Annotated in this window: 14 protein-coding genes and 1 pseudogene; 11 read left to right on the top strand and 4 right to left on the bottom strand. The window is 35.4% G+C overall.

The genetic code is table 11. The features are described 5' to 3' along the window. Positions 1 to 8: 8 nt before the first annotated feature. Together VB776_RS13080 and VB776_RS13075 are read right to left on the bottom strand one after the other, a co-directional pair. A complete protein-coding gene (locus VB776_RS13080; RefSeq protein ID WP_323330335.1) occupies positions 9 to 1,529 on the bottom strand; it encodes a gluconokinase in 1,521 nt (506 codons plus the stop codon). Positions 1,530 to 1,679: 150 nt separating this feature from the next. Continuing rightward, positions 1,680 to 2,558, bottom strand: coding sequence for a helix-turn-helix domain-containing protein (locus VB776_RS13075; protein WP_323330333.1), 879 nt, complete (start codon positions 2,556 to 2,558; stop codon positions 1,680 to 1,682). 208 nt (positions 2,559 to 2,766) lie between these two features. Here VB776_RS13075 and VB776_RS13070 point away from each other — a divergent pair, with 208 nt between their 5' ends. The 4 genes from VB776_RS13070 (at position 2,767) to VB776_RS13055 (ending at position 10,425) form a co-directional block, all read left to right on the top strand. Then, the gene (locus tag VB776_RS13070) at positions 2,767 to 5,937 is read left to right on the top strand and encodes a SusC/RagA family TonB-linked outer membrane protein (RefSeq protein ID WP_407653825.1); all 3,171 of its coding nucleotides are present in this window, start codon (positions 2,767 to 2,769) and stop codon (positions 5,935 to 5,937) included. Between the two features lie 97 nt (positions 5,938 to 6,034). Continuing rightward, entirely contained in the window at positions 6,035 to 7,537 is a 1,503-nt protein-coding gene (locus tag VB776_RS13065) for a SusD/RagB family nutrient-binding outer membrane lipoprotein (protein WP_323330331.1), read from the top strand. A 533-nt stretch (positions 7,538 to 8,070) separates the two neighbouring features. Next, complete coding sequence (gene gnd, locus VB776_RS13060; RefSeq protein WP_323330329.1) at positions 8,071 to 8,967, top strand: phosphogluconate dehydrogenase (NAD(+)-dependent, decarboxylating); 897 nt, start codon at positions 8,071 to 8,073, stop codon at positions 8,965 to 8,967. 39 nt (positions 8,968 to 9,006) lie between these two features. Next, positions 9,007 to 10,425, top strand: a complete 1,419-nt coding sequence (locus tag VB776_RS13055) for a gluconokinase (protein WP_323330328.1) — start codon at positions 9,007 to 9,009, stop codon at positions 10,423 to 10,425. 103 nt (positions 10,426 to 10,528) lie between these two features. On the opposite strand, the gene VB776_RS13050 is transcribed toward VB776_RS13055, so the two are convergent. Continuing rightward, entirely contained in the window at positions 10,529 to 12,190 is a 1,662-nt protein-coding gene (locus tag VB776_RS13050; protein WP_323330326.1) for an alpha-L-fucosidase, read from the bottom strand. Positions 12,191 to 12,507: 317 nt separating this feature from the next. On the opposite strand from VB776_RS13050, the gene VB776_RS13045 reads away from it, so the two are divergent. The 4 genes and pseudogenes from VB776_RS13045 to VB776_RS24630 all read left to right on the top strand — a co-directional run. Continuing rightward, entirely contained in the window at positions 12,508 to 13,050 is a 543-nt protein-coding gene (locus VB776_RS13045; RefSeq protein ID WP_323330325.1) for an RBBP9/YdeN family alpha/beta hydrolase, read from the top strand. 16 nt (positions 13,051 to 13,066) lie between these two features. After that, a complete protein-coding gene (locus VB776_RS13040) occupies positions 13,067 to 13,630 on the top strand; it encodes a redoxin domain-containing protein (RefSeq protein WP_323330324.1) in 564 nt (187 codons plus the stop codon). Between the two features lie 126 nt (positions 13,631 to 13,756). Beyond that, positions 13,757 to 14,404 (top strand): redoxin domain-containing protein, encoded by a 648-nt coding sequence (locus VB776_RS13035; protein WP_323330323.1) that lies wholly within the window; start codon positions 13,757 to 13,759, stop codon positions 14,402 to 14,404. 345 nt (positions 14,405 to 14,749) lie between these two features. Next, positions 14,750 to 14,883: pseudogene (locus tag VB776_RS24630) on the top strand (IS256 family transposase); the annotation flags it as partial. A gap of 291 nt (positions 14,884 to 15,174) precedes the next feature. Here VB776_RS24630 and VB776_RS13030 read toward each other — a convergent pair. Beyond that, positions 15,175 to 19,332: a hybrid sensor histidine kinase/response regulator transcription factor gene (locus VB776_RS13030; RefSeq protein WP_323330322.1), complete on the bottom strand. Its 4,158-nt coding sequence runs from the start codon at positions 19,330 to 19,332 to the stop codon at positions 15,175 to 15,177. Positions 19,333 to 19,520: 188 nt separating this feature from the next. Between VB776_RS13030 and VB776_RS13025 the strand changes: the two genes are divergently transcribed. The 3 genes from VB776_RS13025 (at position 19,521) to VB776_RS13015 (ending at position 25,325) form a co-directional block, all read left to right on the top strand. Then, positions 19,521 to 22,508, top strand: a complete 2,988-nt coding sequence (locus tag VB776_RS13025; protein ID WP_323330321.1) for a SusC/RagA family TonB-linked outer membrane protein — start codon at positions 19,521 to 19,523, stop codon at positions 22,506 to 22,508. A 19-nt stretch (positions 22,509 to 22,527) separates the two neighbouring features. Then, positions 22,528 to 24,135, top strand: a complete 1,608-nt coding sequence (locus VB776_RS13020; protein ID WP_323330320.1) for a RagB/SusD family nutrient uptake outer membrane protein — start codon at positions 22,528 to 22,530, stop codon at positions 24,133 to 24,135. A 134-nt stretch (positions 24,136 to 24,269) separates the two neighbouring features. After that, positions 24,270 to 25,325, top strand: coding sequence for a SusE domain-containing protein (locus VB776_RS13015; RefSeq protein ID WP_323330319.1), 1,056 nt, complete (start codon positions 24,270 to 24,272; stop codon positions 25,323 to 25,325). Position 25,326: the final 1 nt, after the last annotated feature.

Below are 25,326 nucleotides of genomic sequence, written 5' to 3'. Positions count from 1 at the left end.
CAACCTGATTAAAGCCCTTGTTGCAAGGCAACAATCTGCTCAAATTCATTTTTTAAGTTATGGCTTAATCGTTCAAAAATCTCGAAGTACTTCATATAAATTTCGTGATTTTTAGGATTGGGTTGATAAGTCTCCACAGATTTTACGGTAGAAGCTGCCGCTTCCAAATTACTATAAACACCTAATTGAGTAAGTCCCAATAAAGCTGTTCCTAAAGCTACGCTATCATGATGGTCGTTGACGTGAATAGTTTTTCCGTACATATCAGTCAAAATTTGTGTCCACAAAGGCAAAGACGCATAAGCACCATTGATATAAATACTATCAAAACTTCTGTGCGTTTCAAGCGTTTTACCGATGCTATACATTTCGAAAAGAATTCCTTCAAGCGTGGCACGTACAAAATGTTTCCGTTCGTGACTGATGTTTAACCCAAAGTACATTCCACGTGCATTAGCATTCCAAAGTGGCGCTCTCTCGCCAAGTAAATAAGGTAGAAACAATAAACCGTCAGCTCCAGCTTTTACTTGAGCCGCTTCTTTAAATAAATCATTAACGACATCTTCAAAATCTAAATCTTCTGAAAAATCACCAAATTGGCGTGCAAACCATTCAAAAACAACACCGCCATTGTTGGTTGGTCCACCCGAAACATAATAGCCTTCAGCTAAGAGATAATTAAAAAAGCGATTTTTTTCATCTTTCAATACTCCTTTTCCAGCCACACGAACAGCACCACTTGAACCAATGGTGATGGTGGCTCTGCCCGAACCAACAATTCCAGCACCCAAAGTTGCCAAACAACCATCGCTTGCACCTATAATTAAAGTAGTTTTAGCGGGTAAACCCAATGTAAAACAATACTCTTTTTTCAAGAATAGATTTGTATTGAAAACAGAAAGTGGTTCAGAAAGTCGGTCGGCGGTGATTCCTGCAAAATCTAGTGAATCTTGATTCCATTTAAGATTATGTATATCAAAAAGCCCTGTAGATGATGCAATGCTGTGGTCAACCACATATTCGCCAGTAAGTTGTTTAATGATATACTCTTTTAAAGAGATAAATTTATGTGTTTGATCAAAACGAGTTTTATCGTGATTTTTTATCCAAGTAATTTTCACAATCGGCGACATTGGGTGTATCGGAGTACCCGTTGTGTTGAAAATACTTTCGCCTTGAGGATGTTTTTTTAAGACTTCAGATTCTTTTACGCCACGATTATCTGCCCAAATAATAGCGTTTCCAAGAGGAGTACCATTTTTATCAACTGCCAAAACACTGTGCATCGACGAACTGAAACAGATTGCGGTTACTTTATATTTTTTAGGATGAACGTACTCGTTCAATAAATTTTTAAGGATATAAAGCGTAGTAATAAAAATCTGTTCAGGGTCTTGTTCACTGTAATTCGGCTGTGGATGAAAGGTTGGGTACGAACCTTTTTTCCAGCAAAGCATTCGCCCATTCATATCAAAAGCATGAATTTTAACAGCAGAAGTATTAATGTCGATGGTAATGATGCAATCCATAGTTATTTATAAGGTAAATATGAGTTATAAATTATGAATTATTTGAGAGACTTTTTTTGCCTAATACAGGTATAAAAGCCATGAAATCCGTTAAAAACTATTCTTTTCAAAAGCTAATTCATAATTTATATCTCATAATTCATATCTTTTTTACTTGTTTTTCCTAAACTCCCGAGGCGTGTAGCCAGTCAGTTTTTTAAAGGTTGACGAAAAATGCTGAGAGGAATAAAAACCTGTTTCCAAAGCAATATCCGTCAAACTTAAATCTTTTCTGCCTAATAATTTAATGGCTTCTGAAATCCTGATGTTGATAAGATAATTCAAAGGCGAAAAGCCCGAAAACGCTTTTACTTTTTCACTAAAGGCAGTTGTTCCCAACCCAACTAAACCAGCCATTTCTTCGACCGACCAAGGATGTGATAAATTTTCACGAAGAGTTTGCTCCAATTTCAAAAAAGTTTGCGGAAAATCTCGCCTGAGGTTATCCTGTTTGCTCAAATGTCGCACCGCAGTAATCAATAATTCATCAATTAAATGGTTTACACGGGTTTTGTAGCCCAATTCTTTGGAGAATAATTCTACTTCAATATTTTGGAAAATTTGTTGACAAGCTTTTAAACGAGTAAGAACAGGTTTTTTATTCAACGAAAGAATTGTACCGATTACTCTTTGGTCAGTTTCAGAAATACTACTCCATTCACCCAAAACCAATTCTCCATTGGCTTCAAAGTGAAGCGGTTTTATGGTAATCCACATCAATGCTCCGATGTCGTAAGCTCCTTTACTGCTCCCGATTGTCTGCCACGGACAAGTAAGCGAAACATCGTTTGGATAAAGTAAAAAAGGTTGTCCATCAATATTCCAATCAAATTTCCCATCTACAATCAAGCAAATTCTTATGCCTTCACTTGCTTTTATTTCTTGGGAATTGAGTTGAATATTCTGGATTTTATAATTGGCAAACTCAATAATGTACGGGAAATGCGATAATTCCTTCGCCTTTCCTTGGTACAGTATAAATTGACTCATCAGGTTTATGGAATGATTAACAAATTTTCTTGATGGATTTCCAGTAAAATTAGGTCAATAATTTATAAAAATATTACAAAAATCACCGCTGTAAAAAAATGAAAGTTTTTCTTGAAATAAGGATGAAATTTTGCATCATCTCAAACAGAGGACAATCAAAAACACAATTTAGATTTAACTCAACCCTCATCCCAAAACGTACTCAACTATGAAAAAACTTAGACGAATCTGTCTTTTTGAACCCCAAAGTTTTACAAAAACCATTTTGTATTTGGCTTTGATGTTTTCTTCTCTTACTTCAATTGCACAGGATTTAGTGGTGAAGGGAACTGTTACCGACAAAAGTAAGGGCGCCGTTCCGGGAGTTTCTGTACAAATAAAAGGAAGTAATCAAGGAACTACAACTGATGCCTTAGGAAATTATAAAGTTTCGATTCCGAGCAACGCTACTTTAATTTTCACTTCTATCGGTTATGTAACGCAAGAAATTGTGGTTGGTGGCAAAACAATTATCAATGTATCCTTGGTAGAAGAAACTAAAAATCTTGAAGAAGTGGTAGTTACCGCTTTAGGGATTAAGAAAGAAGCCAAAAAATTGGGCTACGCAACTGCCAGCGTAAATGCGGAACAAATTACAACCAACCGCCAAGTAAATTTTATGAATGGTTTACAAGGCAAAATGGCGGGTGTAAATATTACTTCTTTAGGAACTGGTCCAGCGGGAACAAGTAAAATTCGTATTCGTGGGCAATCTTCTTTCAACGGACAAAACAATCCATTGATTGTTGTGAACGGTGTGCCGATGGATAATACCAATTTTGGTGCAAACCCAAATGGAAATAGCGATGGTTCTTTGGCAAACAGAAGTTTTAATAACTCTGACGGTGGCGATGGTTTGACAAGTATCAACCCCGACGACATCGAAACGATGACTGTTTTAAAAGGTGCAACAGCAGCAGCTTTGTATGGTTCTCGTGCAAAAGACGGCGTGGTGATGATTACGACCAAAACAAAAGGAACAGGTAAAGGAATAGGTATTGAGTACAACAGCAATTATACCGTCGATACACCATTGGATTTCACGGACTTTCAATACGAGTACGGTCAGGGAGAAAATGGTGTTCGACCTACTACTCCTAATCCACAAACGGGTGTTTGGAGTTTTGGTGAAAAATTTCAGCCCGGCATGAAACAGATTTTGTTTGATGGCATTGAAGTACCTTATGAACCTGTTTATAATAGAATTAACAAGTTTTACCGTACTGGTACTTCATGGACAAACACTGTTTCACTTTCATCTGGTTCTGAAAAAGGTGGTTTTAATTTGTCGCTTTCTAATTTAAGTAATACAAGTATTGTTCCAAATTCAGACTATAATAAGAAGACTATCAATTTAGGCTTTAATTATAACTTAAATCCTAAGTTGGTTTTGATGGGTAACATTAATTACTCAAACGAATACAATCGTAACCCACCACAAATCGGACAACAAGATTTAAGTACGCCAACGGTACTTTACACGATGTCGAACTCAATGCCTTTTGATTTATTAGAATCAAAACGTTTGGATGCTAATGGCGATGAATATGTATGGTCACGTTTTAGAAACCGTACAAATCCATACTACTCTGTTTATGAACGTTTTGAAAATATTCGTCGTGATAGAATTTTAGGTAATATTACTTTACGTTATAATCTTACGGATTGGTTGTATTTCCAAGGAAGAATCGGACAAGATTATTACTCACGTGACCAAGACTATAACTTCCCAACGGGTGAAGCTTCATTAGGCGTAGCACCTGCGGGTTTTGTGAATGGTCAATACACACAAGAAACTCGTCGTTTCCGTGAAACCAATGCCGATTTCTTGATTGGGGCTAAGAAAACTGTCGGAGATTTCAGTTTCGATTTAACGTTGGGTGGAAACCAAATGTATCGTCGTAGCGATTATAACAGCGTTTATGTTCAAAACTTTGTAGTTCGTGGGCTTTATACCGTAATGAACGGACAGTTAAAAGACCCATTGTATGGATTAAGCGAACGCCAAGTAAATTCATTATACGGAGCAGCAGAAGTTTCATATAAAAACTTTTTATTCGTAAACGTAACAAGTCGTAACGATTGGTTCTCTACTTTGGCACCAGGTTCTCGTGCGGTTCAATATCCATCAGTAACAGGAAGTTTTGTGTTTACTCAAGCTTTCGAGAATACCCCTGATTGGCTTTCTTTTGGTAAATTAAGAGCAGCTTATGCAGAAGTAGGTAGTGATACCGATGTTCAACCTTATGCGAATAACTTATTTTATACAGTTGGAAGTAACCTTTTACAAAACCAACCAATTGGTTCAATCAACACAACGACTGTTCCGAATACAGCCCTTCGCCCGATGCGTGTGAAAGAAACTGAATTTGGATTAGAATTGAAATTGTTCCAGAATAAAGTAGGTTTAGATTTATCTTATTATAAGAAAATCACTTCAGATCAAATCCTTTCAGCACAAGTATCTGATGCTTCTGGTTACCAAACTACTTTGTTGAACAGCGGAAAAAGCCAAAACGAAGGGATTGAAGCCATGCTTACTTTCTCTCCAGTAAAAAGCAATAAATTCTCTTGGGATGTAAATATTAATGGTTCGTACAATACTTCACAAGTATTAGAACTGGCTGGAAATCAAAGTAATATCACTGTTGGAACTGGTATTTACACGGGAGTTTTACGTCAGGTAGTTGGCTTGCCACTTGGGCAATTATATGGTTTTGCTTATAAGCGTGATGCACAAGGACGTAAAATTTTCAATGACCAAAGCGGTCGTCCAGAAAGAACAAACGATTTAGTGAATTTTGGAAGTGCTTTACCAAAATGGGTTGGGGGAATTACCAATAATTTCCGTTACAAAGACATCCTTTTATCATTCTTAATTGATTTCAAATTAGGCGGAAAAATGATTTCTGGAACAAACTACAACGCTTGGCGTGAAGGTTTACACAAAGGTACTTTGGTGGGTCGTGAACAAAACTATGTAATTGGCGATGGCGTAAATAGCAAAGGTGAACCTAATGCAGTAAAAACGCCTTTACAATCATTCTACGAAACCATTCGTGCGAACAATATTGCAGAAGAATTTGTGTATGATTCAGGTTTCTGGAAATTACGTCAAATTACCATTGGTTATGATTTTACGAAAAAATTACCTAAAAACTGGTTTATCAAAGGAATCAAATTGAATGCAGTAGCCAACAATGTGTTGATGATTAAAAAATGGGTTCCTAACCTCGACCCAGAACAATTTGGCTTTTCGTCGGATAACCTTGTCGGTTTAGAATCAACAGGTTTACCAACCAGTAGAAGTATAGGCTTTAATTTGAATGTTAAATTCTAAAAAGCCATAGGCGGTAAGCGGTAAGCTTTAGGCTTTTTAGCTTTGCCTTTATCAATCATTGATAAAATCAATATGTTAAAATTTTAACAATCAAAAAATGAAAAAAATAACTTTATATATCAGCTTAATGTTCGCTTCTAGCTTTTTAGGTAGTTGCGATAAAGGCTTCGACGAGTTAAATACCAACAAAGTAAATCCAACGGCACTTAATCCTGTTTATGAACTGAACAATGCTACGCTCAGAACGTCATTTACTTGGCAATCTGTCATTTACGAAGCGGCTATCGTTCAACAAATTGTAAGCCCATACTTAGGCGTAAATGCTGGTGGAAACGTCAATCAAAATAATACTTCTGTTACTGGTGTAAACTGGCAAAGATATTACAGAGAAGTAAATAAACATTTGGTAGATGTGATTGCAAAAACCAAAGGCGATGCCACACGTAGTAATTTATACAATATGGCAAGAATCTGGAAAGCTTACACTTTTATGATTTTGACAGATAGTTATGGCGATGTTCCTTATACTGAAGCTGGTTTAGGTTATTTGCAAGGTACGATGTTCCCAAAATATGATGCTCAGCAAGCGATTTATACAGATATTTTAAAAGAATTGGATGAAGCTTCTGCTGCATTGGATGTTAACAAAACCAAAGAAGTAAGTGATATTATTTATGCAGGCGATGTTACAAAATGGAAGCGTTTGGGTTATTCTTTATTGTTGCGTGCAGCCATGCGTTTAACAGAAGTAGATGCAAACACAGCACAGAATTATGTGAAAAAAGCTTTTGCGGGCGGAGTGATGCAGTCGAATGCGGATAATTGTATCTTACGTCATTCGGCAGCTTATACCAATGAAATTGGCTCGCAATTGAATGGTAGCGAAAGAGCCAATTTTTATTTGCATGGAGCTTTTGTTAATTTCTTGAAAAGTACCAATGATCCACGTTTAGGTATAATCGCTTTGAAATATAATACTAAACTTCAAGATCCAAGCAATTTTACAAAAGACCCTGCCGCTCAGATTGGAATCCCTGCTGGCTACGACCAAAGTAGTATTGCTAATACGCCTAACTATCCGGGAGCTATAGAAATGTATTCGCAAGTAGATAGAACTAAAATTGGAAGATTTGATGCTCCTTGTTTCTTCGTTACTTTCGGACAAACACAACTTTTATTATCAGAGGCTGCTCAAAGAGGTTGGATTAGCGGAAGTACAGCTGATTATTACAAAGCAGGCGTAAAAGGTCATATTCAGCAATTTACAGAATATGACGCTAATTCAAGTGTGTCGGATGCCAATATTGAAGCTTATTTTACAGCCAATCCATTTAATGCAGCAAAGGCTTTAGAACAAATCAATACACAATATTGGGTAGCTTCGTTCATGAATAACCCTGAGGCATTTGCCAATTTTCGTAGAAGTGGTTTTCCTGCATTGGCAGCGAATCCTTATCCTGGAAAAGAAATCAAAGGAAATTTTATCAATCGTTTATCGTATCCAGTAGATGAAATTTCGGTGAATAAAGCCAATTTAGATGCAGCAGTAGCTCGACAAGGAGCAGATGATTTGGATACAAAAGTTTGGTGGGACAAATAGTTGTATCAATCATTAAACTATTATCCAATAAAATAAAACAATCAAAAAAGAGTACTTTATCAAATCCTCATAATTTCTAAGAATTGGATTTTTACTGATTTTAACCATAGTTTTTATTACTATTACAAAAATCACCACCGAAAGAATATGAAAGAACTTGATATAATAAGATTGAATCTTTGTGGTATAATTATTTGTAAGTCAAAAATAGCGAACCTATTCGCATAGAAAGATGAGAATAATTGGTGAATCAGAGCTGTCATAAAGTATATAAAAATTACTTATTCAGCAAGACTTACATTCTGGGAATGTTTTTTCAATCAAAACTCAATTTTATATACAATCCGTCCTCTTAACCTATTTGCTCATTATCTAGTAATAAAGCATATAAGACTCCATGAAAACATGGAGTCTTTATTTTATCTTTGAAATATTCAGGAGAGAATAATTCATCAAATTGTCTTAATTTTTCTATTTTAGCTTTTTAAAATACCATTTTAATAATATTTATCCACACAGTAAATTTTAACATTATGCAAATCGGAATTATAGGCTTAGGCAAAATGGGTTTCAACCTAGCACTTAACCTACAAAGAAATGGCTATGAAGTAATTGCCAATGATGTCAATGCTGAATTCGTTCAAAAAATTGCCGAAGAAGGAATTGAACCTGCTAATACAATCGACGCTTTAACCCAAAAATTAACAGGAAGAAAAGTAATTTGGTTGATGGTACCAGCAGGTGAAATTGTTGACCAAGTAATTGAAAAACTCTTACCTTTTTTGAATCCTTCTGACATTATTATTGATGGTGGAAATTCAAATTTTAAAGAATCAAAAAAACGCTATACTTATCTAAAAAGTAAAGGCATAGATTTCTTAGATTGCGGAACTTCTGGCGGAACTTCTGGTGCGTTGAATGGTGCTTGTACAATGATTGGTGGTGACGATGAAGTATTTGCTTATGTAGAAAATGTATTCAAAGATATTTCGGTAGAAAACGGATATTTACACACTGGTGCAGCTGGTAGTGGACATTTTACAAAAATGGTTCATAACGGAATTGAGTACGGAATGATGCAAGCCATCGCCGAAGGTTTTGAAGTTTTTGAACATTCTGAATTTGATATTGATTTCCAGAAAACGGCGAAAATGTTCAATCATGGTTCTGTTGTGCGTGGTTGGTTGATGGAATTAACAGAAAAAGCATTCTCTAAAGATGCTAAATTAGATGGCATCAAAGGCATTATGCACTCTTCGGGAGAAGGGAAATGGACTTTAGAAACGGCTTTAGATTTAGGAGTACCAACGCCTGTAATCGCCCTTTCGGTGATGATGCGTTATCGTTCGCAAATGGAAGATACTTTTTCTGGAAAAGTAGTGGCGGCACTCAGAAATGAGTTCGGTGGACATGCTGTCGAGAAGAAATAATTCATCCTTTTGCTTTGATAATTCACCGATTAAACATACATGAACCATTTTTATATAGGAATAGATATTGGAACAACTGCCACAAAAGCGATTGTTTTTACAAATGAAGGGAAAATGATACAACAGTATTCTAAAGAATATGAAATGTATCATCCCGAACCTGATTGGAGTATCCAGAAACCTGCTGAAATTTTGGAGGCGGTTTTGGAATGTATTGGAAAAATTACCGAAAATGCGAATCCCTTTTTTATCAGTTTTAGTTCAGCCATGCAAAGCCTTATTGCAGTTGATGAACGAGGGAATCCACTTACTGATGTAATACTTTGGGCAGATAATCGTGCAAGTAATGAAGCGACGAAATTAAAAGAAAGTATCACAGGCAAGTATTTCTACCAAAAAACAGGAATCCCAATTCATACTTTTTGTCCGATGACCAAAATACTTTGGCTACGAGAAAATGAACCTGAGATTTTTGCAAAAACCTATAAATTCATCAGCATCAAAGAATATGTTTGGCATTATTTAACGGGCGAATATGTAGTTGATTCGTCGATGGCTTCGGGTACGGGCTTAATGGATATTAAAACGCTTACTTGGAACAAAGATATTTTAGCACATTTAGGCATTGATGAAAGTAAACTTTCCCAAATTGTAAGTCCACAGCATCAAGCTAAAACAAAGGCTGAAAATCGTACTTTAGTGATAGGTGGCGGCGATGGTGCTTTAGCAAATTTGGGAACTGGGGCAATGCAAAAAGGCAGAATGTCTTTAACCATTGGTACAAGTGGAGCAGTAAGATTACCAATTGATAAACCATTTATTGATGATAAAATGCGAACGCAATGTTATCATCTGATTGATAATCAGTACTTAGTGCTGGGTGCGGTGAACAATGGAGCAGTAATTTTGCAATGGTTAAAAGAAGCCATTTTAGAAAGTGACGAAACTTTTGAATCGTTATTTGAACAAGCTGAAAGTATAGAGGCGGGGTCAAATGGTTTGATTTTTGTACCGTATTTATTGGGAGAAAGAGCACCCATTTGGGATGCTTCTGCTCAAGGAACTTTATTAGGTATTACGATAAATCATACAAAAGGACATTTTATCAGAGCAACGCTTGAAGGCATTTTGTTTGGATTGTTAAGTATTACAGAAATTCTTTTACCTGATAAAAAACAAAGAAAGAATATTACCATTATGGCAAGCGGGGGCTTTGCCAAAAGTGATGTTTGGTTGCAAATTGCGGCAGATATTTTTCAGATGAAAGTCGTCGTGGCTCAGACCATCGAAGGTTCATGTTGGGGGGCAGTAATGATAGGATTAGAAGCTTTTGGTATTAATACGAATTGTCTTGATATTGAAGAAAAGGTTTTTATCCCAAATCCAAAATATGAAGTGGTTTATCAAGAAAATTATAGGAAATTCAGTAAAGTTTATGAAGCCTTGAAAGATTTGTAAATGAATAAATTTTGTAAGGGTAAGAATTTTTGCACGAAATATGTGCACAACATCGGATAATTTGCACAAAATTCATACAAATTATCCGATGTTATACTTTTAATTATACAGGCAATACTTTCAATGCAAAAGCAAATTCTTCTTTAACATTTTCTGGTAAATCAACCAATAAACCTTCTGAAGTTCTAGTGAAATTCAAGGCACTTCCTTTTCCTACTAAAACCACTTTAGCGATTTCTTTGGGATAAAGAGCATTTCCTGAAGCCAAACTTTTTATTAATAATTTACTTTCTACTGGTTTTCCGAGCGGAATCGCATAGAGTACGTCTCCCTTTGTGGTAAAACGAATATCATGGATAGTAAAAGGTAAACCTTTTCCTTCGTTAAAACCTTGTGCTGAAAGTGGAGCAGCTTTTTCCATGGCTGGACCTTCTCCAAATACTTTCCAAGGTCTTGTCGCAAAAATACATTCACTGTTAATTGCCATCCAATCTGCAATACCTTCCACCACTTTTTGTTCTTCTGAATCAATAGAACCATCACCTCTCAATGGTACGCTTAACATCAAATTTCCATTTTTACTGACAACATCAATTAAAGTATGAATCACTGTTTTGGCACTTTTATAACGTTTTTGTTCATAAATACGTCGGTCATAATGCCAACTACCAATACAAGTATCCGTTTGCCAAGGTAGTGGTTCGATAGAGTTACTTTGTCCTCTTTCAATATCCCAAACCATGGTTTTACGTTGTTCATTATCCAAGATTTTACCGTTGATAACGGCTTCTAATTTACCATGTTTTTTGATGTTTTGATTATAATAATGTGCTGCAAAACGCAAACCTACATTACTTGCAGGCCACAATGGCAAAGCGGTATCATCAAAATATACCAAATCTGGGTCGTATTTATTCACTAAATCGACTGTGCGGTTATAGAAAGTATTACAGTATTTTTCACTTGGTGGCGTTACGCCATTTCCCCAATTCCATTGTTTGTGAATTCCATTGATATTTTCACTTCCTTCACTCGGAACATGATTTTGGGCATATAAATCTTGTGGGTCATAGCCTTCCCAGAATGTTCCTTTACCATCTTTTTTCGTCAATTTTCCATCATAAGGAACGCCTGCTAAAGCACCTGTTTTATCTGAATGCTGGCTTCCCTCTAACCAAGACCACGCATGTGCTGCATGAACGCTAACCCCAAAACGTAATCCTTGTTTTTTGGTAGCTTTAGCCCAAGCGCCAATTAAATCTTTTTTTGGACCAAGATTTACCGAATTCCAAGGCTGATATTTGCTGTTATAATTATCAAAATTATCGTGGTGATTTGCCAAAGCCATAAAGTACTTTGCACCAGCACGCTTGTACAATTCCAATAATTGATCAGGATTGAATTTATCAGCTTTCCATTCGTTGATAACGTCTTTGAAACCAAATTTTGAGGGATGTCCGTACTTTTCTACATGAAATTTATAGGTGCTACTTCCTTCATAATACATTTCTCTGGCATACCAGTCACCAAATTCTGGTTGACATTGTGGTCCCCAATGTGCCCAGATACCAAATTTAGCATCTCTGAACCAATCAGGAGTTTGATATTGCTTCAAAGATTCCCAATCAGGATTAAAAGGACCTTTTGCCATAGGTTCAAGTCCATCACCAGCAAAGCCAGTAAAACTATTTTGTGCAAATGCTTGAGTCAGATGTAAAGCAGGAACTGTTGCCAACATTGTTTTGATTAAATCTCTTCTTTTCATAAAAATAAATTTTGGAGGAATTTTATTTAAATCTTTTGTAATAAATTGTGTAAGTAAAACACGATTTATACATTTTATACTCTTCGACTTGTTGAAAAAATAATAAACACTCTATGAAAATTTACAGAATGGTTATTTTAATAGAACCCACAAGATTTTTCTCTAAAAGAGAAATGACTGTTTTTGAGGATAAATTTTAAATAAAATTTGCAAATACAAACTTGATTAATAATCTTTGTCTATAGATTTTGTAGTCTATACAACAAAAACATCAATCCCAGAAGACGTATATTTACTAGCGTTTTAAGAAAATCATGATGACACAATTTTTAACAATACCTGGTTTAGGGAGTTCAGGACCAAACCACTGGCAAACAATTTGGGAACGAGAGAATCCTGAAATATTTAGTAGAGTAGAGCAAGAGGATTGGAATGCACCAGAAGTCGAAAAATGGGTTGAAACATTGAACGAATCTATTAGTCAATTAAGTACGCCAACTTTATTAATAGCACATAGTTTAGGTTGTTTGGCGGTGGTTCATTGGGCAAAAAAATATACTTCCACTAATATAGCGGGTATTATATTCGTCGCTCCAGCCGATGCTGAAAGTACAGGTTTCCCAAAAGAAATTTTAGGTTTTTCGCCCATTCCAACAGGATTACTTCCTTATCAAACGGTGTTGATTGCAAGTACAAATGATGAATACGCAACCATTGAAAGAGCAAAACATTGGGCAGAAGATTGGGGGAGTCAATTTGTGAATATTGGTGCTTTAGGGCATATCAATGCTAATTCAAATCTAGCTGATTGGAAAGTTGGTAAAGGTATCATCAATTCAATTTTTAACACTGCATTATAATTTTATTCTCATCAACATGCAAGAAATTATAGATAAAAACCGCCCAAGAGCACTTCAGGCGAGTAATTTTGTACCTAATTTTAATATTATTAGAGCTAATGGACGATGGGCAAACTTGCCTAAAAATATCGATTATCTCCCTAATTTTACCTTGAGTGAATTAATACTTTTTCGTCCTTTGGTATTAAGTTTTTTTTCACCATCATGGAATAACTATGCTGAAATTCATTTAGAATTACTTCAAAAAGCACATAAACGTTTGAAAAATGTTGGAGCTGAAATTTTACTTTTAACAGATGTAGCTCCTGATGATTTAGATATTTTAGTGAGTAAGTATAAATTGACTTTTAATATTTGTCATGATCAAGAAAATGCCATTGCAGAAGAATTAGGTGTTTTTTCCAAAGATTATCCCATTTGGCATCGAATTACTGGTATATCAAAGGAAGTACCTTTACCCGCTACTTTTATCATCGTTGGTAATCTTCTCATTATTTATAGTTTTGTTGATGATGATTTTGAAAGCATTTTTTCGATAAAAGAAATGGAAGCCTTTATTAAATTATATCGTAATAAGTAGATTTACAGTCACTTATAAGTATTTTTCTAAATAATCTATTAAATCTATAGGATATAATATTTTTTGTTATAATTTTGTCCTACCAAAAATTAAAGCAAGGCTCATTACCAGAAAAATAATATTAAAATGCAAGCAAACGGTCAATTAAGCACAATCACTTGGGACACTACATTTCCCGTAAATATATTCAAAGGCAATACAGCCAAATTATCACCTTTAAAAATAGGTTCACGTTTACCTTCATTGTCTATCTCTAAAGCTAATGGCTTTTGGCAAAATCTTTCTGAACAAGCCAATACTCAAAGACTTAGTTTCCAACAAATTCAACAAAATAAGCCACTAACGATTAGCTTTTTATCAGGTGGTTGGAATGAATATGGCTTAAAGCATTTGAATACTTTAAAAGCTTCTTATCAAGAAATTTTAGCACTTGGAGGTAATTTATTAGTGATTGTTCAGGCTTCATTAGAAGAGACGAAAGAATTAGTGGCTTATTTCAATATTCCATTTAATGTGGTAGCCGATTCGAATAATCAAATTGCAAAACAATTTGGTGTGTATTCACAAGAATATGCCGTTTGGGACAGAATTGCAGGTATTTCAGAAGATGTACCAGTACCTGCCACTTACGTAATTAGTCAACAAGGAAGAATTGTTTATGATGCCATTGATGAAGATTTTAGCAAACCATTTTCGCCTTCTGAAATGTTAGGAGCTGTGTTTAGTGCAGCTAATAACATTCCTTATTCAATCAAATATCGTGCTGTAGCATAATAGGGATTGCTGATAAGATATTTCCTAAAGAATTATTAGCGTTAATTTTTAGGATATAATATTAATATTTAAGCGACAGCTTTGTCAAAGCTTTCAGGAAAGTCGGTGGTTGACTCTCTTTAGTTTTGACGGGCTGTCGCTTAAATTTTTTACAAACCCACTTGTTTCTTACTTACAAATGGAAATAAAGTAGATTCTACATGTGATGAATTTATTATTGACACTCTCCCTTTAGTTGTGTAAGTTTAGTTTGGGCTATGATAAGCATCAGAAACGTTCCCATACTAACGCCCGTGATGGTTACACCAGCAAGACGATTAAAACAGAATCTAGGAAAACCCAAATCAAAATGCCTGTAAATATGTATCTTACAAAGACCGAAAGGACTTTAGTCAAGACATGAAGAACATCTATACGGCTCCAACCAAGTAGCACAAGCGGCTCTGGAGGATTTACCATCAACATTGGCACTTAGATATTACCTTTGACGAAGATGGATGTAACTGTCGAAAGGATAATGCCCCAAGAAATCTTTCTACAATAAGAAAAACTGCTCTTGCTTTACTGCAACGAGAACCAACAAAAATGAGTTTAAAAAGAAAGCAGCTAAAAATGATGAATTTTTAATCTCAATGTTAACTCAACTCGATATTTGATGCAATTAACCTATAGCCCTTGCAGAAAAAGCAGGTGTTGGACTGGAAATTTATAAAACGATTGAATTTCCTAACAAAAGAATAGGGCGATAATCCAATCGTTTTACATACAAATCACTTCTTCAAATCCTTCAAAAACTGCATAGGCGTTTTACCAAATTCATTTTTAAAAGCCTTCGTAAAGTACGATTGCGTTTGGATTCCGACATTAAACATTACTTCAGCAATAGCCATATTTTCTTGCGTCATTAATTGAACGGCTTTTTTCAAACGAATGGTTCGTATAAAATCACCGATGGCTTGCCCTGTCAATTCCTTTACTTTGGTATATAATTTTGTGCGGCTCATCCCCATTTGCGAACAGATATAATCAATATTCATTTCTGGATTACTTAAATGAGCTTCAATCATGCCAATCAATTCCATCAAAAAAGCTTTATCTTTTTGTGAATGAGCCAATTCAACTACTTCTGTCAACTGATCGTTTCCGTACTTTTCTTTCAGTTTTTGCTTTTGAATAAAGATATTTTTAATCGTCAATTCCAATAATTCTATGCTGATTGGTTTTGAAAAGTAAAAATCTGCTCCAGATTCCACACCTTCAATTTTGGATTCAGTCGCATCTTTTGCCGTCAGCATTAAAAATGGAATATGACTGATTTCATCGTCTTCTTTTACTTTTTTACAAAAAACGTTTCCATTCATTACAGGCATCATCACATCACTAATAATCAAATCTGGGAAAGTTTCTTTGGCGATGTCATAACCCAATTGTCCATTAATAGTTTCTACAATTTTATAGTTTTTACTCAATGTTTCTTTTAAAAAGATTCTTAATTCATCATTATCATCTACCAATAAAATGGTCGGCTTGGCTAATTCTTCTGACACTTTTGTTTTAGTTTTTACTAGAACTTCTTCGCCAAGATTCAAAGTAGCATCATATTTGGTAGAAATACTTTCAAGCTTCACCAATACTTCTTTGTTTTTAATCCATAATTCTTTTTCGACATAATCTTCTTTTTTACAAGGAATGCCAATGATGATTTCTGTCCCTTTATCTTTTTCGCTGTAAACCCAAATACTCCCTTTGTGAAGATTGGTAAGGCTTTTTACAAATGCCAAACCAATGCCCGAACCCAAATGTGTTTCGGTAGTTTTGTAATATCGCTCAAATAAATTACTAATTGACTCTTTAGAAATTCCGATGCCATCATCGGCAACTCTGATGTACAAATAATTATCGCTTTTATAGTCATTCAAAATCTTTAATTCATTGCTAAATTGGGCTTTGTAATTTTCGAGCGAATCCAGTACTTGTAAAGTGACGTGCTTACCATTATCAATGTACTTGAAAGCATTACTCAATAAATTGATGATGATTTTTTCTAAAATCTGTCTGTCGAACCAAGTTTCTGTCAATTGATTATTTTGAAGTAGTACTTCAAAAGTAATATTCTTTGCTTCTGCTAAATCTGTGAATTCATCCGAAATTTCTTTCAAGAAAGTATTGATATTTCCTTGCATCACATTCAGTTTCAACACGCCAGATTCTACTTTTCTAAAATCCATCAATTCGTTGATAAGACTTATCAAACGGTTGGCGTTTCGGTACATCAAATCATAGTAAGGATGTGCGGGCGAATTAGGAAATTCTTTTTTTAGTTTTTCTAAAGGGCCTAAAATTAGCGATAACGGCGTGCGAAATTCATGTGAAATGTTGGTAAAAAACTGCAATTGCTCTTGATGAATTTCTTCTTTTTTCTGTTCTTCTAATTGCTGAATTTCTAATCTTCTTTTAAAATTGTAAAAAGCTACAATGCCACTTATAATAGCTATAACCGTTAAAGCCCGAAACCACCAAGTTGCCCAAAATGGTGGCGTAATGTTGACTTCAACAGAATAGGCATTTTCATTCCAAACGCCATCATTATTGGTTGCTTTTACTAAAAAAGTATAATTGCCAGGACTCACATTCGTATAAGAAGCCTTTTTTTCCTTACTTACATAAACCCAATCTTTATCCCAATTTTCTAATTTATAGGCATATTGGTTGTTTTCTGAAGCCGTATAATTCAACGCTGCAAAACCAAAAGAGAAAGTAGATTGCTTGTAAGAAAGGTCGATAGAGTTGGAAAAACTAATGTCTTCATTCAAAGGAGAATCTTCTCCGAGGCTTACTTTTTTATTAAAAATCTGAAAATCAGTAATATAAACAGGAGGAACAAAAGTATTGGTCGTAATTTTTTGCGGATAAAAAGTATTAAACCCATTTACACCTCCAAAAAATACTTGTCCATCTTTGGTCATTAAAAAGGCATTTGCCTCAAATTCAAGTCCTTGTAAGCCATCAACTGTATTATATTTTTTTACACTTTTCGTTTCAGGATTTAGTTTGGTAATACCATTTGAAGTAGCAATCCAGAAATTCCCTTCGGAATCTTCTACGATTCCTTTGATAAATTCCGTGTCAAGATTTGCCTTTTGATTAAAAATTTTGAAAGTATTTTCTTGTTCATTGAACAAATAAAGTCCTTTTTGCCCAATCCAAACTCTGCCTTTTTTGTCGATAAAAATGACTCGTAAATCAGGCTTTTTACTGTCGTTATTGAAGTAATGCGTAAAAGTTTGCGTAGCAGTATTATAACGATTCAAACCGCCGTCGTCTGTGCCAATCCAAATATTTCCTTTTTTGTCTTCATTGATGGAAATGATATTATTTCCCAATAATTGTGAACGATTATTTTTGCCGTAAATAATACGAGTAAATTGCTTTGTTTCAGCATTCAAAAGATTCAAGCCTCCAAAATAAGTAGCCACCCAAAGATTCTGTTTGCTATCTTCAAATACTTTCTGAATGTAGTTGGAACTGACGCTATTTTTATCAGCAGAATTATTCAGGAAACGAGTAAAAGTATTGTTTGAACGATTGTACAGACTCAACCCACCGCCCCAAGTAGCCACCCACAAATTTCCTTTTTTGTCTTCGTAAATATCTAAAACTTCGTTTGAACCAATCGTATTTTTATGGAAAGGGCTGTATTTAAAATGTTTGAAGGAATGGTTTTTTCGGTTGAATAAATTCAAACCGCCGCCATCTGTGCCAATCCAAATATTGCCGAAACTGTCTTCACAAAAAGCTTTTACATCGTTATAGCTAAGACTATTTAAAGTGGGTTCTTGTCGAAATAAAGTAAATTTTTCTGTTTGTGGCATGTATAAATTGATTCCGCCACGGTGCGTTCCTACCCAAAGATTTCCTTGATTATCTTCAAACAAAGCAGAAACGGTTCTTTGTGAAAGACTTTTGGGTTCTTCAGGACGATACTGATAATTGAAAAAACTTCCAGAAACTGGGTCGAAAAGATTAAGACCGCCATTAATACAACCTACCCAAATATTCTTTTTATCATCCACTAAAATGGCTTTTACTAAATTATTGCCTAGCGATTTCGCTACTGTTTCTTGATGACTATATTGTTTTATCGTGTTAAGTTGATGATTATAAATGATTAATCCGTTTCCGTTTGTTCCGATTAAGAGATTGCCTTGTTTGTCTTCATTGATGCAATTCACGGCATAGCCTTTCAGCGAAAAAGGAAGATTTTTTAATACTTCCACATCTTTAAAAGTACGTGTTGATACTTCAAAAAGTTGAATACCACTTTCTGTTCCTACCCAAAAATTATGGTTGCTATCTTCAAAAAAACAATTGACATGATTGTTGGCAAGCGTATTATCTGTATTTGGTTTTTGCTGAAATGTAGTAAAAGTATTTTCAGATGATTCTAAAAGATTAAGTCCTTCACGAGTACAAATCCAAAGCCTATTTTTGCTATCATTTTTAATACCAGTAATATAATTATCACTGATACTTTTCGGGTTTTTAGCTTCGTGTTTGAATCGAATAAAAGTATTTTTTCGTTCATCAAAGCGGTTCAATCCGTTAATCGTTCCTACCCACAACGCTTTGTTTTTGTCTTCCTGAATATAAGTAATATAATTATCACTGATACTCTTTTCGTCGTTAGGGTCATTCTTGAAAACCACAATTTCATTGCCATCGTAACGGTTCAATCCATCTCTTGTACCAAACCAAATAAAGCCACGGCTATCCTGATAAATACTTTCGATAGTACTGTTAGAAAGTCCCTGTTCATTGGTGATATGTTTGAATTTTAAATTAGGAATTTGGGCAAGAACTGAAGAGTACAAGCCAAAGTATAGGAAAATAAAAAGAATAAAAATTGTAAATCGCTTGATTGGGGACATTAATCTTGAGTATTAATTATATAATATTTAATCTAAAATAAATCATTTTTTGTATTGAACTGTTCATTTCCCAAAATTAGAACAATAGCACCAAAATTATGATTGCTGAGATAAAAGTATCCATAATATCCTCTATAATTTTGACTTTTAAAATAATTAATAGTATTTTATTTATAAACAGAATTGAGATGAGCAAAAAATTACTGTACTATGTCTTGATAGTCATTTGTGTTTTAACGCATAGAAATGCCTTTGCACAAGACAGAATGATAACAGGAAGAGTAGTAGATTCGGCAGAATCAACCATTCCTGGGGTAAGTATCACGGTGAAAAATAAGAAGACGGCAGCCATTACGGATGCCAAAGGCGAATTCAAAATAAAGGCAACTACGGGCGATGTTTTAGTGTTCAGTTCTATCGGTTTTACTAAATTAGAAATGCCAGTAAGTACTGCTACAACGATGAATATTGTAATGGTTGTAAACAATACTGCTTTAGATGAAGTGGTAGTTGTTGGTTATGGAACGTCACGTAAAAAAGACTTGACTGGAGCCGTTACCACGATTAATGCAAAAGATTTTCAGACGGGAGCAATCACTACTCCAGAGCAATTGATTGCTGGAAAAGTGCCAGGTGTTTCTATCATTTCAAACAGCGGTCAGCCCGGTGCAGGAAGTACGATTCGTATTCGTGGTGGTTCTTCATTAAGTGCAAGTAACAATCCATTGTTTGTGATTGACGGCGTGCCTTTGGAAGGCGAAGGTGGAATTGCTGGTGCGTCTAATCCATTGAGTTTTATTAATCCAAATGATATTGAAACTTTTACGGTGTTGAAAGATGCGTCGGCAGCAGCGATTTATGGAACAAGGGCTTCAAATGGAGTAATCATCATCACGACTAAAAAAGGGAAAAGTGGAGCGATGCGAGTGAATTTTTCTTCAACAAATTCAACATCAAATATTACTAAACAAGTAGGTGTTTTGAGTGCTGACGAATTCCGTGCGATTGTCAATGAAAAAGGAACGGCAGCCCAGAAAATGATGCTTGGTAAAGCCAATACCAATTGGCAAGATGCAATTTATCAAACTGCATTCATGACCGACAATAACCTAAGTATGAGTGGTGAAGTCGCAAAATTACCTTACCGTGTTTCATTAGGATTTCAGAACCAAACGGGGGTTTTGAAAACGGATAAATTGCAAAGAACTTCTTTATCAATTGCTTTAAATCCTACTTTTTTTGAAAATCATTTGAAAGTAGATATTAGCTTGAAAGGAAGTATGCAAAAAGCAAGATTTGCTTCTTTGGGGGCAATTGGTTCAGCCATTAGTTTCGACCCAACTCAACCTGTTTATGCCACAGAAAATCCACAAAGATTTGGCGGTTACTTTGAATGGTTGGATAAAACAAGTGCCACAGGTTTAGTGAATTTAGCAGGAAGAAATCCATTAGCACAATTAGAACAACGTTTTGATGAAAGTACGCCACAAAGAAGTATCGGCAATATTCAATTTGATTATAAATTCCATTTCTTGCCAGAATTAAGAGCAAATTTGAACATTGGTTACGACGTGTCGAAAGGTGCAGGAACTGTTTATGTTTCAGACAGTGCTGCCATTGGTTATGTAGCAGGTGGCGTTGGTGGAACGAACAATACGTACAAACAAACCAAGCAAAATACACTTTTAGAGTTTTACCTGAATTATGCCAAAGAATTGAAAGACATCAAAAGTAAGTTTGATGCAATGGCTGGCTACTCGTTTAATAATTACCAAACCACTAATTATAATTACGCAAGTTACAATGCAGCGGGTGTGAAGTACCCAAATACTGACCCCGCTTTTCCTTTCGATAAGCCTGAAAATACTTTGATTTCATTCTTCGGTCGTGCGAATTACTCTTTGAATGACCGTTACTTTTTAACAGCGACACTTCGCCGTGATGGTTCTTCTCGATTTGCTCCAGCTAATAGATGGGGACTTTTCCCTTCTATCGCTTTGGCTTGGAACATTAAAGACGAAACTTTCTTAGCGAAAAGTAAAGTAATTTCTGCCCTTAAACTCCGTACAAGTTATGGCGTTACTGGTCAACAAGATGGCATCGGGAACTATGATTATTACTCATATTTTGCTTTGAGTTCGGCAAATGCTTCTTATCAATTTGGAGATACTTTCTATCAAGGTTATCGTCCTGGTGGTTTTTACAGCAATCGTAAATGGGAAGAAACAGCATCAAAAAACATTGCTTTAGACTACGGTTTCTTTGATAACCGAGTAAAAGGGAGTATTGATTTTTATGTAAAAAACACCAAAGATTTATTGAACAACATTCCACAGCCTGCTGGAGCAAACTTTACTGCATTTATCGTTGCAAACGTTGGTTCGATGGAAAACAAAGGCGTTGAATTTAACATCGGAACGCAAATTATCAGAACGAATAATTTGACTTGGAATTTAGATTTTAATGCTACTTATAACAAAAATACGATTACTAACTTAACGGTAATTCCTCAAGATAAAAATTATCCCGGCTTTCCTTCTGGCGGAATTGCAGGCGGAATTGGCGGACAATTCGCTTTTATCAATGCAGTTGGATTCAGCAGAAATACGTTCAATTTATACAAACAAGTATATAATGAAGCTGGAAAACCAGTAGAAGGCGTTTTTGTTGACCAAAATGGTGATGGCATCATTAATCAAGATGACCTTTATAAAGGTAAAAGTTCTGTACCAAAAGTGTTCTTAGGTTTGAGTAGCTCGGTGAATTACAAGAAATGGAATTTAGGTTTTGTGATGCGTGCTTCTTTTGATAATTATGTGTATAACAACAACTTTAGTCAAAGTGGAGTATTGAATCAAATAACAGGCAACAGCGTACTTTACAATGCTTCAACTAATTATTTAGAAACGCAATTCAAAGGAAGTAGCCAACAATTATTAAGCGATTATTATATTCAAAATGCTTCGTTTGTAAGAATGGACAATGTCAATCTTAGCTATGATTTGGGCAAATTCTTGAAAAATAGCAATGCTAATTTACGCATCAATGCCAGCGTTCAGAATGTTTTTGTAATTACAAAATACAAAGGTTTAGACCCAGAAGTAGCTTCGGGAATTGATAATAATTTGTATCCACGTCCACGTACCATTGCTTTAGGATTGAATCTTGATTTTTAATAAAAATTCAACAGGAAAAATGAAAATAAATTATATAAAAATAGCCATAGCAAGTGTAATCGTCTTGATGACAAACGCTTGTACTGATAAATTAGATTTATTACCAACCAATGATATTACTGCCGAAACGGTGTACAAAACACCACTAGGCTACAAACAAGCTTTGGCAAAAGTATATTCTGCTTTCGCTTTGACGGGTAATACGGGCGGAACGGGAAGCCCAGATATTCCTTCACAAATTATTTCAGACGAAGGAAATTCTGACTTTTTGAGATTGTACTGGAATTTACAAGAATTAACTACCGACGAAGCTGCTTGGACTTGGCAAAATGATGCTGGCGTAAAAGGTTTAAAAGAAATGAGTTGGTCGGCGGTGAATCCAATTATAAACGGAATCTATTATCGTGCTTTCTTCCAAATTACACTTTGTAACGATTTTATTCGCCAGTCGTCTGACGAAAATTTAAGCAAAAGAGGTATTTCAGGAACAGATGCCGAAAATATCAGAAAGTACCGTGCTGAAGCAAGATTTATTCGTGCGTACCAATATTGGGTTTTGATGGATTTATTCGGAAATCCACCTTTTGTTACTGAAAACGATGCGATTGGAGCTACTTTGCCAAAGCAAATTCAGCGAAATGAACTGTTTACTTATATCGAAACAGAATTAAAAGCGATTGAAAATGACTTAATCGCAGTGGGACAAAACGAGTATCCTCGTGCCGAAAAATCGGCAGCATGGGCATTGTTAGCTCGTTTGTACTTGAACGCTGAGGTTTATACGGGAACTGCAAAATACACAAATGCCATTACTTATGCCAATAAAATAAAGTCGTCATCTTTTTCATTACATCCAAATTATCGTGAATTGACTTTGGCGGATAATCATTTGAATAAAAGTGAAAATATTTTCATGATTGCCTACGATGCTACGAATACACAAAACTGGGGCGGAACTACTTATTTAACTCACGGGCCTGCTGCTGTGCCGGGAGATATTTCGGGAACGAGTGGTAACTGGGGCGGTTTGCGTCATACCAACAATTTTGTGGATTTATTCAGCGATGCTTCTGGTAATACCGACCAAAGAGCGATGTTTTATACAGTAGGTCAAAACCGTTTAATGGCAGATTTATATACAGGAACAGACGGTTATTCTTCAACAAAATACAGAAATAAAACCCGTACAGGAGCAAAAGCACCTAATGCTGACCCATCAGGCAACTGGACGGACATTGATTTTCCTTTGTTCAGATTGGGGGAAATTAATTTGATTTATGCCGAAGCCGTGCTAAGAGGTGGAACAGGTGGCGATTTGACTACCGCTCTTACTTATATCAACCAATTGAGAACCAGAGCTTATGGCGGAAAAACAACGGGTAATATTACCGCTTCGCAACTGACACTTGATTTTATTTTGGATGAAAGAGGCAGAGAATTATACTATGAAGCACATCGCAGAACGGATTTAATTCGCTACAAAAAATTCACTACCAATGCTTATTTGTGGGTTTGGAAAGGTGGTATTGCCAATGGTAGAGCCGTAGAAGACAAGTACAATCTTTTCCCGATACCTTCAAACGATTTATCATCAAATCCAAATTTGGTGCAAAATCAAGGGTATTAGTTTTTTAATTTGAAAATGAATGACAATTTGAAGATTTGAAAATGTTAAAGTTTGAATTTAAGAATTTGGTGAATTATCTCTCATTTTCAAATTACCAAATCTTCAAATTTTCAAATTCTCCCAAACATACTATCATGAAAAATATATTTAAAATACTCTTTTTGTGCCTCGTAAGCATTGGTATTTTTTCTTGTGAAAACGATGAAATAAAAACTGTGATGAGTAGCAAAGGTGAAGCTCCTGCTTTGACTACCTCTAAAACAAGTTATGTACTTACAGCTTCAACTGCCAACGATACGACTGTCGCATTTACTTGGAACCGTTCAAATTACGGATTCCAAGCGGCTGTACGTTATACTTTACAAATTGCCAAGGCTGGAACCAGCTTTGCCGCACCCCAAGAAATCAGTTTGGGAAATGCAGTTCAGTTTAAGTACACCACTGCTGATTTTAACCAATTGTCAATCATTTTAGGGTTAAAACCAAGTGCCGTTGGTCAGTTAGAAGTAAGAGTAAAGTCTAATATTGCCGATGCAGTAGCGGATATTTATTCTAATGTTGTATCCGTTTCGGTTACACCATACATTGTCGTAATTAATTATCCTTCACTTTGGGTAGCAGGCGATTTTCAAGGTTGGAATCCTGCAACTGCTCCTAAAATTTCTTCCAGAAATTCAAATGGGATTTATGAAGGCTATGTAAATATTGTAGGTGGAACACGTCAGTTTAAATACACCAGTCAGCCAGATTGGAACGGAACAAGTTATGGATGGGCAAGTAGCACCACCACAGGAAGTGATGTAATGGGTACTTTTAGTAGCTCAGGCGGTAATTTATTTGTACCAGAAGACGGCTTTTACTTATTAAAAGGAAATACTAACAACAATACTTGGAGTGCTACCAAAACTACTTGGGGAATTATTGGAGATGCAGCAGAAAATGGTTGGAATAGTGATGTTCCTATGACTTATGATGCCACAAAAAATGTTTGGAAAGTAACAACAACCTTGAAAGCAGGTGCTTTGAAATTCAGAGCAAATAGTGCGTGGACACTTAATTTGGGAGATACTGGTGCAGATTTATCTTTAGAATACGACGGTGATAATATTACGATTCCAGCTAATTTAGCAGGAAAACATACGATTACTTTAGATTTAAAAGCAGGAAATTATACTTATACCATTGAATAAA

The organism is Arcicella gelida, from assembly GCF_034931025.1.
GTDB lineage: Bacteria > Bacteroidota > Bacteroidia > Cytophagales > Spirosomataceae > Arcicella > Arcicella gelida.
Note: the sequence above shows the minus strand (reverse complement) of the source record. Positions and strands in the feature narration are given on the sequence as shown.

What these genes read in the sequence shown, in the direction of transcription:
- VB776_RS13080 (WP_323330335.1), bottom strand. Translation starts at nt 1,529, where the DNA reads ATGGATTGCATCATTACCATCGACATTAATACTTCTGCTGTTAAAATT.
- VB776_RS13075 (WP_323330333.1), bottom strand. Translation starts at nt 2,558, where the DNA reads ATGAGTCAATTTATACTGTACCAAGGAAAGGCGAAGGAATTATCGCAT.
- VB776_RS13070 (WP_407653825.1), top strand. Translation starts at nt 2,767, where the DNA reads ATGAAAAAACTTAGACGAATCTGTCTTTTTGAACCCCAAAGTTTTACA.
- VB776_RS13065 (WP_323330331.1), top strand. Translation starts at nt 6,035, where the DNA reads ATGAAAAAAATAACTTTATATATCAGCTTAATGTTCGCTTCTAGCTTT.
- gnd (WP_323330329.1), top strand. Translation starts at nt 8,071, where the DNA reads ATGCAAATCGGAATTATAGGCTTAGGCAAAATGGGTTTCAACCTAGCA.
- VB776_RS13055 (WP_323330328.1), top strand. Translation starts at nt 9,007, where the DNA reads ATGAACCATTTTTATATAGGAATAGATATTGGAACAACTGCCACAAAA.
- VB776_RS13050 (WP_323330326.1), bottom strand. Translation starts at nt 12,190, where the DNA reads ATGAAAAGAAGAGATTTAATCAAAACAATGTTGGCAACAGTTCCTGCT.
- VB776_RS13045 (WP_323330325.1), top strand. Translation starts at nt 12,508, where the DNA reads ATGACACAATTTTTAACAATACCTGGTTTAGGGAGTTCAGGACCAAAC.
- VB776_RS13040 (WP_323330324.1), top strand. Translation starts at nt 13,067, where the DNA reads ATGCAAGAAATTATAGATAAAAACCGCCCAAGAGCACTTCAGGCGAGT.
- VB776_RS13035 (WP_323330323.1), top strand. Translation starts at nt 13,757, where the DNA reads ATGCAAGCAAACGGTCAATTAAGCACAATCACTTGGGACACTACATTT.
- VB776_RS13030 (WP_323330322.1), bottom strand. Translation starts at nt 19,332, where the DNA reads ATGTCCCCAATCAAGCGATTTACAATTTTTATTCTTTTTATTTTCCTA.
- VB776_RS13025 (WP_323330321.1), top strand. Translation starts at nt 19,521, where the DNA reads ATGAGCAAAAAATTACTGTACTATGTCTTGATAGTCATTTGTGTTTTA.
- VB776_RS13020 (WP_323330320.1), top strand. Translation starts at nt 22,528, where the DNA reads ATGAAAATAAATTATATAAAAATAGCCATAGCAAGTGTAATCGTCTTG.
- VB776_RS13015 (WP_323330319.1), top strand. Translation starts at nt 24,270, where the DNA reads ATGAAAAATATATTTAAAATACTCTTTTTGTGCCTCGTAAGCATTGGT.